Below are 13,947 nucleotides of genomic sequence, written 5' to 3'. Positions count from 1 at the left end.
CCCGGCCCGCGGGCGCGCGCGAGCGCGGGCGGTGGTCAGGCGGTGGGGGTTCGGTCGCGGAGGCGCTGCTGGAGTAGCTGGACCAGGTGGATTCCGGAGACGCCGGCCAGGTCGTCGGCCTGGGTGCGGCAGGAGAAACCGTCGGCCAGGAAGACGTCGCCCTCCTCGGCCTTCTCCAGCGCCGGCAGCAGCTGCTGCTCCGCCACCTGCACCGACACCTCGTAGTGACCGCGCTCGACACCGAAGTTGCCGGCCAGACCGCAACAACCGCCGAGCCGCTTGACCGTGGCGCCGGCCTGTTTCAGCAGCTTGGCGTCGGCGTCCCAGCCCATCACCGCGTGATGGTGGCAGTGTGGCTGGGCGATCACCCGCACCCCCTCCAGCGAGGGCGGCGTGTATCCGGGAGTGGCCGCGAGCAGCTCGGCCACCGTCATCGTCGCCGCCGCGACCGCTTTGGCCGCCTCGTTGTCGACGAGTTCGACGGCGTCCTGCCGGAGCACACCGGTGCAGGACGGTTCCAGGCCGACGATCGGGATCCCCTGCTTGACCGATTCGTGCAGTTCGGCGACGGTGCCGCCGAGGATGCGCCGGGCCGCGTCGAGCTGCCCGGTGGAGATCCAGGTGAGCCCGCAGCAGGCTTTCCGGCTGGTGACCCGGGGCGCGTACCCGGCGTCGACAAGCACCTCCACGGCGGCCCGCGCGACGTCCGGCGAGAAGTGATCGGTGAAGCTGTCCACGAACAGCACCACCGGCTTGCCGGTTTTCACACCCTGGAAGGTTGACCTGAAGGTCTTCGGCGCGAAATGGGGGATGTTGCGCCGGGAATCGACTCCGGCGAACCACAGTGCGACGTTCTTGACCCCGGGCAGACCCGTGGCCAGGTTGGCCAGCGCCGGAATCCGCGACGCCAGACGCGACCACCGCGGCAACCACCCCAGCGTGTAGTGCGACCGGGGCCGCACCCGCCCCTTGTAGCTCTGGTGGATCACCTCGGACTTGTAGGCCGCCATGTCGATCCCGGTCGGACAGTCCGACGCACACCCCTTGCAGGACAGACAGAGATCAAGCGCATCGTGTACGGCCGGCGACCGCCAGTCCGGCACGAGGTCGCCGTCCATCATCTCCTGCAGGACCCGGGCCCGGCCCCGGGTGGAGTCCTTCTCGTCCTTGGTGGCCAGGAACGACGGGCACATCACCCCGCCGAGCACCCGGGTGTCGACCCGGCACTTGCCCACACCCGTACACCGGTGAACCGCCTGGTTGAAGTCCCCACCATCGGCGTGGTAGGCGAGAGCGAGCGGCACGGTGACCTTGCGCCCCTGCGACACGCGGATGTTGGCGTCGACCGGGTCGGGGTCGACCAGGTTGCCGGGGTTGAGCAGGTTGCGCGGGTCGAAGACGCCTTTGATCCGCCGGAACAGGTCCATGGCCTCCGGCGAATACATCCGGCTGAGCATCTCGGACCGGGCGCGCCCGTCGCCGTGCTCCCCGGACAGCGACCCGCCGTAGCTGACGACCAGGTCGGCAGCGTCCTCGAGGAAGGCCCGGAACAGCGCGGGGCCGTCCGGCTTGTCGAGCGGGAAGTCGAGGCGCACGTGCACGCAGCCGTCGCCGAGGTGCCCGTACGGCATGACCGACAGCCCGTGCCGGGCGGTGAGCGCGTCGAAGTCGCGCAGGTAGGCGCCGATCCGCGCGGGCGGCACGGCGGCGTCCTCCCAGCCGGCGTGGGCGGGCAGCCCGCTGGGGGCGCGGCCGGCGAGCCCGGCGCCGTCCTCACGGATCTTCCACAGCGGGGCGGCTTCGGCGGCGTCCTCGACGATCCGGTGGTCGAGCGCCTCGGACGCGGCCACCAGTCGCCGCGTGCGGTCCCGGACGTCGTCGAGGTCGTCACCGGCGATCTCGATCATCAGCCAGGCGGTTCCGGCGGGCAGCGGTGGCACCGCGTCCGGGCCGCGCCGGGATCGGACCACGTCGCAGATCCGGTGGTCGAGGCCCTCGCAGGCGGTCGGCTGGAATTCGAGGATCGCCGGGATGACGTCGCCGGCCGTCCCGAAGTCGGGGTAGCCGAGCACGATCATCGTCCGGTGCACCGGGTCGGCGACCAGCCGGACCGTCGCCTCGGTGATGACCGCGAGGGTGCCCTCGCTGCCGACCAGGAACTCGGTGAGGTTGAACCCGTTCTCCGGCAGCAGGTGCTCGACGGCGTATCCGGACACCTGCCGGCCGAAGGTGGCGAACTCGGTGCGGCCGATCGCCAGGTTCTCGCCCACCAGCGAGCGCAGCGCGTTGACCACCGAGTCGGCGCCCTTGAGCGGATCGGTGACCAGCTCCTCACCGTTGATCGTGTAGGCCCGCAGCCCGAGAGTGTTGTCCGAGGTCCGTCCATACCCCAGGGTCCGCGCCCCGCACGAGTTGTTGCCGATCATGCCGCCGATGGTGCAGCGGGTGTGCGTCGACGGGTCGGGCCCGAAGCGCAGCCCGAACGGTTTGGCGGCGGCCTGCAGCACCGACTGCACGGTGCCGGCCTGCACCCGCGCGGTCCGCGCCTCGCCGTCGACGTCGAGCACCTTGTTCATGTGCTTGCTGAAGTCGAGGATCAGGCCGGGCCCGATCGCGTTGCCGGCGACCGACGTGCCGGCGCCCCGGGCGGTGATCGGCACACCCGTCTCCCGGCTCACCGCCAGGGTGGCGAGGACGTCGTCGTCGTGCCGGGGGCGCACGATGGCCTGCGGGACCACCCGGTAGAGCGAGGCGTCGCTGGCGTACGCCGCCCGGTGCGCGGTGTCGGTGAGGATGTCGGTGACACCGGCCCGACGCAGGCGGGCGGTCAGATCGGCACTGGTCACGCGCTTCTCCAAGGCTGTCTACGTGCTGTTCCGCCTTGGGCAGCGTGCGGCGGTGAACATGCTCAGGACGTCGCGCACATCGTAGTCGCCACCCGGACACGGTCCGCACACCGGCGGAGGCTTGTGAGATCACTCGCCGATTCCCAACAGGTGGGGATCACGACGGCAGGCGGCGGTGCCCTCGCGGCCCGGCGGCCCGCCGATGATCGCCCCGGTCGCCGGATCGATCATCGGCCCGGCTCCGGGAGGATGTCGGCGGGGCGGACCAGATCGTTCTGGTAGGCGATCACCACCAGCTGGGCCCGGTCCCGCGCGTCGAGTTTGACCATCGTCCGGTTGACGTGGGTCTTGACCGTCAACGGCGACACGTGCAGCCGCTGGGCGATCTCGCCGTTGGACAGCCCGTGCGCCACCAGCACCATGATCTCGGTCTCCCGCTCGGTGACCAGGTCCAGCGCGGGCAGCCGCGGGCCGGTGACCGGCCGGACGTGCTCGACGAACCGCCGGATCAGCCCCCGGGTGGCCTTCGGCGAGAGCAGCGCCTCCCCCTCGGCCACCACCCGCACCGCGGTGACCAGCTCGGCGGGCGCCACGTTCTTGCCGAGGAAGCCGCTCGCCCCGGCCCGCAGCGCGAGCGCCACGTTGTCGTCGTCGTCGAACGTGGTGAGCACCAGCACCCGGACCCCGGCCAGCTGCTCCTCGGCGCAGATCCGCCGGGTCGCCTCGATGCCGTCCATGTGGGGCATCCGGATGTCCATCAGCACGACGTCGACCCGGGCGGTGCGGGCGAGCTGGACCGCCTCCCGCCCGTCGGCGGCCTCGGCGACCACCTCCATCCCGGCCTCGGCGTCCACGATCATCCGGAAGCCGGCCCGGATCAGGGCCTGGTCGTCGGCGAGCATCACTCTGATCATCGGAACGTCCCCACCGTCTCGGTCTCAGCGGTCCAGCGGACGGCGTGCTCGTCCGCGGGTAGTACGGCATGCACCCGGAAGGACCCGCCCGCGATCGGCCCGGCACTGATCCGGCCGTGCACGGCGGTGGCCCGCTCCCGCATCCCCAGCAGCCCGAACCCGGTGCCGGAGCCGGCACCGGAGCCGACCGGACGGTCCAGGCCACCGGCGCCGCCGGCGGCCGGGCGGTTCGGGCCGGCGCCGGCCGGGCCGTCCCGGAGTCCGCCGCCGATCCGGTTGGTGACCTCGACCAGCACCTCACCCGGCAGGTAGGCGATCCGCAGCGCGGCGCTGCCGTCGCCATACCGGTGGGCGTTGGTCAGGGCCTCCTGCACGATCCGGTACGCCGCCAGATCGGCGACCGCGGGCAGCGGCCGGGCCGTCCCCTCCTGCCGCTGCCGCACCTCGAACCCGGCGGCCCGCAGCCCGTCCAGCAGATCGGGCAGCCGGTCCAGCCCGGGGGTCGGCTCGGTGCTGGGCACCTCGGACGGGTCGCGGAGCACGCTGATCACCGACTTGATCTCGTCGAGCACGGTGTCCGCGGCGTCCCGGATGTGCCCGAGCACCGGCCACACCTTCTCCGGCTGGTCGCGCAGCGCGTGCCCGGCCGCCCCGGCGTGCACGCTGATCACCGCGATGTGGTGGGCGACCACGTCGTGCAGCTCCCGGGCGATGCGCAGCCGCTCGTCGATGACCCGGCGGCGGGCCTCCTCCTCGCGGGTCTGCTCGGCCTGCCGGGCCCGCTCCATGACCTCGGCGATGTAGGCCCGCCGCATCCGGATCGAGTCGCCGGCCCCGGCCCCGCCGAGGATCCACGCGAACAGGCCGAACTGGTCCGGGCTCCACCACGCCGAGAAGTCCAGGATCGAGCCGGTGAGCGACAGCGCCGCCCAGCAGAGCAGCGCATAGAGCCAGGGGCGGCGTCGCTCGCTGTAGAGGGCGGCGGAGTAGGTGAGGGCGCCCAGTGCGAGATAGGGGCCGCCCATCATCGGCATCCCGAGGAGCAGGGCGGTCACCACCACCGTGGTCATCACCGCCAGCACCCACACCGGCCGGCGGCGCCGCAGCAGCATCGCGGCGGCCACCAGCGGGGCCGTCCAGGCCGCCTGCCACGATGTGGTCGCCGGGTCGAAGACGACCAGCGAGGCCAGGATCGCGGCCAGCAGGACGTCGGCCGCCAGAGCCCGCCCGCCGGACGTGAGGATCTCGCGCATGGCAACGACGTTAGGCGGCCCGGAACCCGCTGACATCGTGCACCGGGAGTATCCGGCGGGCGTCACATACGACGCCCGTCGTACGCCGGTACCGGTCAATTGATCAAAACCCGCCGTACCCGTACGCTCCTCGGGAATCGTCGTCAATGAACCGTTATCGGCTTCCCCGCGCCCCGAGGAGACGTCAGGTGGAGAAGGGCCAGCAGCCCACCCCGCTGAGGATCGCCGGTTACGTCGGCTCGGTGCCGAAGCACGCGAAACGGGAGGACGACCAGCCCCGGACCGCGCTGCCGAACATCGCCGACTACTGGCCGGACGTCCCGGAGTCCGCCGGCGCCACCTGGCACGAGTTGCTTCCCGACTCGGCCCGGCAGAGCGTCCCCGGCGAGCCGGGCACCGGTGGCCGTTCGTGGATTCAGCGCCCGGTGATCCTCACCGGGATGACCGCGCTGCTGGTGGTCTTCGGGACGGTGCTGCTGGCCCGTCCCCTCGCGACCTCGGAGATCACCGAGCGCCCGGCCGCCGTACCCACCGGGGTCATCCCTCTGGAACCGATGCCGGCCGCATCGCCGTCACCGTCGTTCTCGTTCGCCCTGCCGCCGACCACGCCGGCCGCGGCGTCGTCGCCGTCACCGTCGCGGCCGGCTCCGGTCAAGCGCACCGCCCGCCTGGAGTTCGTCACCGGCGTCACCACCCTGACGGTGCGGATCACGGATCTGGGCGACGACGACTTCCGGGTGTCCGGCCCGTCGCAGACCACGTTCAGCGGCGGAGTGTTGCGGGTGGACGCCGGCCCGGCCGGTGGCGGTGACGTGGAGATCCGTCTGAGCAGCCGGATCACCTGGCATCTGCGTCTCGGCGCCGGGGTGAAGACCATGGACTTCGACGCCACCGCGGGCACGGTCAGCCGGATCGACCTGGACGGTGGCGCCGAGACGATGAACCTGCGCCTGGGCCGCCTGGCCGGCGTGGTCCCGGTCCGGATGACCGGCGGCGTGGGCGCCTGGTTCATCCACACCAGGAACCAGATTCCGGTACGCGTGAGGGTGGGTTCCGGAGCCGGCAACGTGACCCTGTACGGCCGGGCCAGCGGGGGCGTCGGCGGCGGCACGGCTCTCGGGGCGGACGACCTCGGCCGGGGCCCGGCCCTGGACATCGACGCTCCCGGCGGCATCGGCTCCCTGGAGGTGAAACGCCGTCAGCGGTAGTGCCTGCTGTACCACGACGGTAGGGCTGGCCCCTCGATCAACCGGGTAGCTGGTGGCAATGACCGGGCCGCCGGTTCCCGACAGGATCGATACATGGACATCGAGACCGGAACCCCCCGAACCTTCCGCCGGACCGCGCTCGTGCTGACCGCGGCGGTCGCCCTGACCGGCACCGGAGTGGCGGCCGCGGCCGGCACCCGGGACGCGCACCGGGTGAACGACACGCTGCAACGTGAGGTCGCCGAGCGGGTGATCGCGGCCGGCCCGCCCGGGTACCTGGCACGCATCGACGACGGTCGCCGGGTCCACACCCTGGCCGAGGGTGTCGCCGACCGGCGGACCGGCCGCCCGATCAAGGCCGGTGACCAGTTCGAGGCCGGCAGCAACACCAAGACCTTCACCGCGGTGCTGGTCCTGCAGCAGGTCGACCGCGGCCGGCTGAAGCTGGACGCGCCGGTGGAGCGGTACCTGCCGGGTGTGGTGCCGAACGGCCGGAACATCACCGTGCGGATGCTGCTCAATCACACCAGTGGGCTGTTCAGTTACACCGGCGCCCCGGACTTCTTCACCGACATGGAGAACGATCCGCAGCACGTGCACACCGACGCGGAACTCCTCGGCATCGCCTTCGCCCAGGAGCCGTACTTCGCACCGGGCGCGGGCTGGAAGTACTCGAACACCAACTACACCCTCCTCGGCATGATCCTGCGGAAGCAGACCGGCAAGAGCATGCCCGCGCTGGTGCGGGAACGCATCACCGGCCCGCTCGGGCTCCGGCACACCTACTACGCCGACCCCAGGGCGACCGGCACCGGGCCCGGGTACGCCCGGGGCTACGCCATCAAGTACGGGTCCGGCACCCCGGAGTACACCGACACCTCGGACTGGCCCATCGGCGGGTGGGGCGGAGCCGCCGGCGCGATGATCACGACCGCGAGTGACCTGTCCCGCTTCTTCTCGGCCGTCATGCGGGCCGAGCTGTTCTCCCCGGCCCAGCTCGCGCAGATGAAGACCACCGTCGGGCTGCCGGCGGACTTCCCGCTCCGGGGCGGGTACGGGCTGGGCCTGTTCCGCACCGACTCGCCGTGCGGCTCGGTGTGGGGCCACGGCGGCGACACGATGGGCCACCACAGCACCGCGGTGGCCAGCGAGGACGGCCGCCGGACCGCGGTCACCGACGCCACCGGCGAGCCCAACGACCGGGACGAGAACCCGGGTGTGGAGCGTTACTACCAGACCATCGTGTTCGGCGCGGACACCGTGAACATCTGCCAGATGTTCGGCAAGCCGGTCCCCGCCGAGGTGCTCGCCAACCTGCGCGGAACCACTCCCGGCACGGGTGCGAGGTAGCAGATCGCCCGGCCCGCCGACGATCCCGGCGGGCCGGGCGCATCGGTGCGACGGCGCCGGCCCGGACGAAGGGCGGCACCGAGCGGACGGGACGGGCGATCTCGGGAGTGGTCAGTCCGTATGGGCCTCCTTCCGGATACCGGCCTCCTGCCGGATCGCTTCGGCGATGGAGCGGATCCGCGCCAGCCGGGCGTCCCAGGCCGCGCCGACCGACGACAGCTGGGCCACCGCGCGGGCCAGCTGGTCGTCGTCGACGCGGTACCGTTTCTCCCGCCCCGCGGGCACGGCCAGCACCAGACCGGCGCGCTCCAGGACGGCGAGATGTTTGGCCACTCCCTGCCGGGTCACCGACAGACGGTGACCCAGCGTGGTGGCGGTGCCGCTGCCGTTGTCGGCGAGCAGCAGGTCAAGCATCCGGCGCCGGGTGGGGTCCCCGATCGCCTGCCAGAGATCGTCGTCGACGATCACGGCGTGACGTGCAGGGACGCGGCATACGGGGACAGGCGTGGCAGGAAGTGGTCCCAGCCGGCCTCGTGGTCCCGGTAGTTCTGCTGGACCAGTGCCTCGCCCCAGCCACGCTCCCGGAAGCCGCTCTCGGTCATCCGCAGCAGCGTCCCGTCACCCTCCGGTGTGAGGTCGAAGGTGACCAGGTAGGAGTTGCCCGGAGCGGCACTCTCCCCCTCCGCGTGGTTCCACCGGAACGAGAACGACCGGGGCGGCCGGGCCTCCACCACGGTGAACTGCTCGACCTTGGCATCCGGGCCGTAGACGCCGGACCCGCCGGTGGCCCCGAAGACGATGTATCCGGGCTTGCCCGGCTCCATCGGATAGGCGGCCTCGTCCGGCCACCACTTCTTGACGTGCTCGGGCTTGCTGACCACCTCGAACACGATCTCCGGCGCCGCGTCGACGTAGATGGACCGCTCGATGGTTCCGTACTCCATGACAACCTCCCGCAACCTTTGGTTGCGCATGACCTTACGCCCTCCCCGCACCGAAGCGCAACCGAAGGTTGCGCATCAGCCGTCAGACCGTGTGCCGCGTTCCGGCTCGATTCGAGCCGGAACGCGGCACACGGAACCTAAGCCCGGACGGGACCGGAGATCTCCACGTCCGGACGGCCCGGCAGCGACAACACCCCGGTCACCCCGGCCGGCAGCGTCACGTCCGCGTCCACCGAGCCGTCCGCGGCGAGGCGCCACGCCACCTCGACCCGGCCGTGCGGCGTCTCCAGCCCGGCCCGCGCCCAGGTCAGCCCACCACCGGGCCGAGGCGCGATCCGCACCCGCGCGTACCCGGGCTCCAGCGCCGTGATCCCGCCGACGGTCCGGTGCATCCAGTCCGCGACGGCCCCGAGCGCGTAGTGGTTGAAACTGGTCATCTCCCCCGGGTTGACGGTGCCGTCCGGCAGCATCGAGTCCCACCGTTCCCAGATGGTGGTGGCCCCCATCGTGACCGGATACAGCCACGACGGGCACTCCCGCTCCATCAACAGTCGATAGGCGGCGTCGAGATGACCGGTCCGGGTCAAGGCGTCGAGGATGTACGGCGTACCCGCGAACCCGGTCGACACCCGATGACCGCTCTCCGCCACCAGCTGTGCAAGCCGCCGCCCCGCCAGGACCTCGCCGCCGGCGTCGAGAAGACCGAATTCAATCGCCAGCGTGTACGCCGTGGTGCAGTCGGAGTGGACCGTGCCGTCGACGTCGACGTACCGGGTGTTGAAGGCCTCCCGGGTCCGCGCGGCGAGCGCGGTGAACTCCTCGGCGTCGTCGTTCCGGCCGAGCAGCCGCGCGGTGGCCGCGACGAGCACCAGCGACCGGTGGTAGGCGGCGGTGGCGACCACCCCGGGATCGGCCTTGGCCTTGGCCGGCGCGTCGGCCGGTGCGTCCGGGTCGAGCCAGTCCCCGAACTGGAACGACGCGTCCCACACCCCGCTGGGCGAGAGCAGCGTGCGGACCCGGCGGACGTGCGCGGTCATCGACGGGTACTGCCGTTCGAGGATCGCCCGGTCGCCGTGCGCCTGCCAGAGGGTCCACGGCACCCAGACCGCCGCGTCCGACCAGAAGGCGGTGCTGTCCGGGTCGGGGAAGTCCGGCGGGCTGCCCTGGTATTTCAGGATGTCCGGGATGACGAACGGCACCAGCCCGTCGGCGGCCTCCTGTTCGGCGGCCAGGTCGGCGAGCCAGTCGGCCAGGAACGCCGAGGTGTCGAAGAGGTAGGCGGCGGCCGGCGCGAAGACGGCGATGTCGCCGGTCCAGCCGAGCCGTTCGTTGCGCTGCGGGCAGTCGGTGGGCAGGTCGAGGAAGTTTCCGCGGGTGCTCCAGACGACGTTGCGGTGCAGTTGGTTCAGCAGTCGGTCGGAGCACTCGAAGGTGCCGGTCCGGCGCAGGTCGGAGTGGACGACGACGGCTTCGACGTCGAGCGGGACGCCGGCCGGCCAGCCGGTGATCTCGGCGTACCGGAATCCGTGGAAGGTCAGGGTCGGCTCGAAGAAGTCGGTGCCGCCGCTGAGGATGAACCGGTCGGTGGCCTGGGCGTCGCGCAGTGGCCGGGTGCCGAGTTCACCGTCCTCGAGGACTTCGGCGTGCCGGATCCGGATCTCGGAGCCGCTCGGCCCGGCGACGGTGAAACGGATCCAGCCGACCAGGTTCTGCCCGAAATCGACAAGGGTCCGCCCGGTCGGTGATTCCCACACCTTCTCCGGCGCCACGACGTCCTGCCTGGTCACCGGCGGTCCGATGTACGGGGTGAGCAGCGCGGTGTCGAAGTCGAGCGCCCGGACCGGCAGCCGCCAGGTGCGCAGTTCGGTCCGCTGCCGGGCGTCGATGGTCTGCCCGTGGTAGAGGTCGTCGGCGAGCACGTCGGAGTTGTCGGCGGTCCACGTCTCGTCGCTGAGCACGGTCTGCCGGCGCCCGTCGGCGTACTCGATCCGCAGTTCGGCGATGACGCCGAGCCGGTCGCCGTAGAGGGCCCGGGCGCCCATGAACCCGAGCCGTCCGCGGTACCAGCCGTTGCCGAGCAGGACCGTCAGCACGTTGCCGTCGTCGAGGAGCGCCGTCACGTCGTGGGTCAGATACCGCAGCCGGTGTTCGTAGGAGCTCCATCCGGGGCTGAGCACGTCGGCACCGACCGGCTTGCCGTTGATCCGGGCCTCGTGCACGCCGAGGCTGCTGATCCGCAGGGTGGCCCGGGTGACCGGGGCGTCGACCGTGAACTCCGTGCGGAGGACGGGAGCGCTGCCCAGTTCGGTGACGGGGGTGATCATCCGACCTTGCATGTGGCTCAACCTTTCACCGAGCCGGCGATCATGCCGGACACGATCTGGCGCTGGAAGATCATGAACATGATCAGCGGCGGCACCGTGATCAGCAGGATGTCCATGAACAGGAGGTGGTAGGAATTGGTGTACTGGCCCTGGAAATTGAAGAGCGTCAACTGGACGGTGGCGTTCTCGTCACCGGGCAGGAAGTAGAGCGGGCTGGCGAAGTCGTTCCAGATGAACACCGTCTGCACCACCACGACGGTCACGATGATCGGCCGCAGCAACGGCAGGACGACCCGGAAGAACAGATTGACCGGGCCGGCCCCGTCGATGGTGGCGGCCTCGTCCATCTCTTTCGGGATGCCCGCGATGAAGGCCTGGAAGAGCAGGACACAGAAGGCCATCGCGTACGCGATCTCGACCAGGATCAGGCCGGGCATCGTCTTGAACAGGCCGAGTCTCTGCAGCACCCAGATGGTCGGCACCACCGCGGGCGGCAGCACCAGGCCGGACAGGATGACCAGGTTGACCGCGCGGGTCCAGCGGCTCTTGCGGCGCTGGAGCACGAAGGCGGCCATCGACGCCAGGACCACCACCACCGAGACGCTGGCCACGGTGAGGATCGTGCTGTTGATGAACGCGATGATCAGCAGGTAGTCCCGGGCCTCGATGACCGCGGTGAAGTTCTCCACCAGCGCCCATTCGGTCGGCCAGGAGAACCGGAGGGCGGCCGATTCCTGCTGGGTCTTTCCGGCGGTCAGGACGATGAAGGCGAACGGCAGCAGGAACACCACGCCGAAGACCACGATCGCCAGCGCACTGAGCGGAAGGTTGGGCTTGGCACGCGTACTCAATCGGTCTCGTCCTTTCGGTTGAAGAACCAGAACAACGGGAGCGCGATCAGGATCACCAGCACGAAGAGGACCACGTTGCCGGCGGTGGAGAGCCCGTAGAAACCGGCCTGGTACTGCTTGTAGATGACCGACGCCATCACGTCGGAGGTGAATCCGGGGCCGCCTTTGGTCATCGCCCAGATCAGGTCGAATTTGCGCAGGCCGCCGATCAGCGACAGCAGGATCACCGACACGGTGGCCGGTTTCGCCAGCGGCAGTGTGATGGCGCGGAACCGGTGCCAGGCGCCGGCCCCGTCCACCCGGGCGGCCTCGAAGTACTCGCCGGGGATGGACAGGATGCCGGCCATGTAGATCACCGTGGCCAGGCCGACACCCTGCCAGACGTCCACGAACGCCACCGAGAGCAGCGCCCAGTCCGGGTCGACAAGCCAGGCCGGGCCGGTGATGCCGACCCAGCTCAGCAGCTGATTGATGACGCCCTCGGTCGGGTGCATGAGCACCTGGAAGGTCAATCCGACGCCGATCGTGCTGACCAGCACCGGGAAGAACGCGACCGAACGCAGGAAGCCGCGTCCCAGGATCGGCCCGGTCAGCAGCACCGCGAGGGCCATCCCGAGGATCACCTTCAGTCCCGAGGTGACCGCCGCGTAGACGACGGTGTGCCACAGGCCGGAGGCGAGCGCTGGTTCCCGGAAGAACTGGATGTAGTTGTCGAGGCCGATGAACTCCTGGTCGAACAGGGTCCACCGGGTGAGGCTGAACCAGAACGCCATCACCGACGGGACGAGGAAGAAGACGGTGAAGACCAGGCCCCCGGGGATCAGGAACCAGTACGGATACGGACTGCGGCGAGGCATCACCAGCCCTGGATGCCGAGCTGCTGGGCCTGCTTCTTGACGTCCTCGTCGTACAGCTTCGCGCCGTCGGCCGCGGACCGGATGCCGGAGCCGACCTCGACGGTGATCTGTTCCAGCGCCGGGCCCTTGATCGGCGACAGGAACTCCAGTGCCGGGCTGACCTGGCCGGCGTCGACGTAGGCGCTCAGGTCCTTGACGGCCGGGGCGACGTCGGCGGGCAGGGTGCACGACTTGACGACGAACGGTCCACCCACCGGGGCGGCGCTGGCGTAGGCGGCACAGCCGTCGGCGGAGGCGACGAACGCCTGGAACCTCTTGGCCGCGGCCAGCCGGTCACCCTCGGTGCTCGCCGGGATGTAGATGCCGGACGGCTCCCACAGGGTCACGCCGTTCTTGGCCGGATCGGTGCCGGGCAGGGCGAAGAAGCCCACGTCGTCGACGTTGTCCGGGGCTGCGGTGTCCAGCGCGGGCACTCCGAACGTGATCATCGGGTAGTGGCCGGCCTTACCGGTGGCCACCGCGGCGAGCCCGTCGTTGTACTTGGCCGACGCGAAGTCGGAGTTCCAGTACCCGGCCTCATGCAGCTCCTGGAGATGTTCGAAACCGGCCACGGCGGCGGGCGTGGTGGCGTACTTGGCCTGGTTGTTCGTGTATTTCCCGGCGAAGCCCGGATCGGCGGCGGCCACGTTGTGGAAGTCGGCGAGCACGATGACCTGCGAGGTCCAGGTCTCGCTGTAGGTCTGCTGGACCGGGGCGACGCCGGCCGCCTTGATCTTGGCGTTGTTGGCCATGAAGTCGGCCCACGTCTTGGGGACCTGGAGGCCGAGCTTGCCGTAGAGCGGCCGGTTGTAGAAGATGCCGCCGCCGACCGCCGGGCCCCACGGCGAGCCGTAGACCTCGTCGTCTGCGGTGACCACCTGCTTGAACACCGGATCGAGATCGCTCACCCAGGCCTCGGCGGTGACCGCGGCCAGGTTGGTCCGCGGCGCGATGGCCTGCAGCAGGGAGCCGGAGTTGTATTCGAAGACGTCGGCCATGTCGCCGGTGGCCAGGCGGGTCTTGACGAGGTTGTCGCCCTCGCCGCCCTGGGGACGGGTGTCCAGCTTGACGTCGACGTCGGCGTTCTTTCCCTCGAACGCGGCGATGACCGCTTCGGCCACCTTCACGTTGCTCGGGTCGTTGTTGGTCAGGAAGGTTATCGCGGTCCTGCCACCGGCCGACTCGTCACTGGAACCGAGCGAACCGGCGCTGCAGGCCGACAGGGAGAGCGCACTGACGAGGAGTACCGCACCGAGCCTCATATGAACCTCCGGTTTCGTACATGTGTGTAGATCGGTCTCCAAAGGAGATGGCCGTCACAGTAGACCGGTCTACGCGGCCCACACAAGAGCAGTTCCGAA

General features: G+C 70.5%; 11 protein-coding genes. 2 read left to right on the top strand and 9 right to left on the bottom strand.

The window, feature by feature from the left end; genetic code table 11:
• Window positions 1-35: 35 nt before the first annotated feature.
• From ACQ0O7_RS15575 to ACQ0O7_RS15565, 3 genes are all read right to left on the bottom strand, one after another.
• A complete protein-coding gene (locus tag ACQ0O7_RS15575) occupies window positions 36-2,846 on the bottom strand; it encodes an FAD-binding and (Fe-S)-binding domain-containing protein (RefSeq protein WP_430782769.1) in 2,811 nt (936 codons plus the stop codon).
• A 227-nt stretch (window positions 2,847-3,073) separates the two neighbouring features.
• On the bottom strand, window positions 3,074-3,760 hold the full coding sequence (locus ACQ0O7_RS15570; RefSeq protein ID WP_430782768.1) for a response regulator transcription factor: 687 nt from the start codon (window positions 3,758-3,760) through the stop codon (window positions 3,074-3,076).
• Window positions 3,757-5,013 (bottom strand): sensor histidine kinase, encoded by a 1,257-nt coding sequence (locus ACQ0O7_RS15565; protein ID WP_430782767.1) that lies wholly within the window; start codon window positions 5,011-5,013, stop codon window positions 3,757-3,759. The genes ACQ0O7_RS15570 and ACQ0O7_RS15565 overlap by 4 nt, the downstream gene beginning before the upstream one ends.
• A gap of 188 nt (window positions 5,014-5,201) precedes the next feature.
• Between ACQ0O7_RS15565 and ACQ0O7_RS15560 the strand changes: the two genes are divergently transcribed.
• Window positions 5,202-6,221, top strand: coding sequence for a hypothetical protein (locus tag ACQ0O7_RS15560; protein ID WP_430782766.1), 1,020 nt, complete (start codon window positions 5,202-5,204; stop codon window positions 6,219-6,221).
• Window positions 6,222-6,314: 93 nt separating this feature from the next.
• The gene (locus ACQ0O7_RS15555; RefSeq protein ID WP_430782765.1) at window positions 6,315-7,571 is read left to right on the top strand and encodes a serine hydrolase domain-containing protein; all 1,257 of its coding nucleotides are present in this window, start codon (window positions 6,315-6,317) and stop codon (window positions 7,569-7,571) included.
• A gap of 111 nt (window positions 7,572-7,682) precedes the next feature.
• On the opposite strand, the gene ACQ0O7_RS15550 is transcribed toward ACQ0O7_RS15555, so the two are convergent.
• From ACQ0O7_RS15550 to ACQ0O7_RS15525, 6 genes are all read right to left on the bottom strand, one after another.
• Window positions 7,683-8,039 (bottom strand): ArsR/SmtB family transcription factor, encoded by a 357-nt coding sequence (locus tag ACQ0O7_RS15550; protein ID WP_430782764.1) that lies wholly within the window; start codon window positions 8,037-8,039, stop codon window positions 7,683-7,685.
• Entirely contained in the window at window positions 8,036-8,515 is a 480-nt protein-coding gene (locus ACQ0O7_RS15545) for an SRPBCC family protein (protein WP_430782763.1), read from the bottom strand. Before ACQ0O7_RS15545 ends, ACQ0O7_RS15550 begins: the two co-directional genes overlap by 4 nt.
• A gap of 137 nt (window positions 8,516-8,652) precedes the next feature.
• On the bottom strand, window positions 8,653-10,851 hold the full coding sequence (locus tag ACQ0O7_RS15540; protein WP_430782762.1) for a family 78 glycoside hydrolase catalytic domain: 2,199 nt from the start codon (window positions 10,849-10,851) through the stop codon (window positions 8,653-8,655).
• 5 nt (window positions 10,852-10,856) lie between these two features.
• Entirely contained in the window at window positions 10,857-11,690 is an 834-nt protein-coding gene (locus ACQ0O7_RS15535; RefSeq protein WP_430782761.1) for a carbohydrate ABC transporter permease, read from the bottom strand.
• Window positions 11,687-12,547, bottom strand: coding sequence for a carbohydrate ABC transporter permease (locus ACQ0O7_RS15530; RefSeq protein ID WP_430782760.1), 861 nt, complete (start codon window positions 12,545-12,547; stop codon window positions 11,687-11,689). The genes ACQ0O7_RS15535 and ACQ0O7_RS15530 overlap by 4 nt, the downstream gene beginning before the upstream one ends.
• A complete protein-coding gene (locus tag ACQ0O7_RS15525; RefSeq protein WP_430782759.1) occupies window positions 12,547-13,848 on the bottom strand; it encodes an ABC transporter substrate-binding protein in 1,302 nt (433 codons plus the stop codon). Before ACQ0O7_RS15525 ends, ACQ0O7_RS15530 begins: the two co-directional genes overlap by 1 nt.
• Window positions 13,849-13,947: the final 99 nt, after the last annotated feature.

This window comes from Actinoplanes sp. G11-F43, from assembly GCF_050589265.1.
In the GTDB taxonomy this organism is placed as follows: Bacteria; Actinomycetota; Actinomycetes; order Mycobacteriales; family Micromonosporaceae; genus Actinoplanes.
Note: the sequence above shows the minus strand (reverse complement) of the source record. Positions and strands in the feature narration are given on the sequence as shown.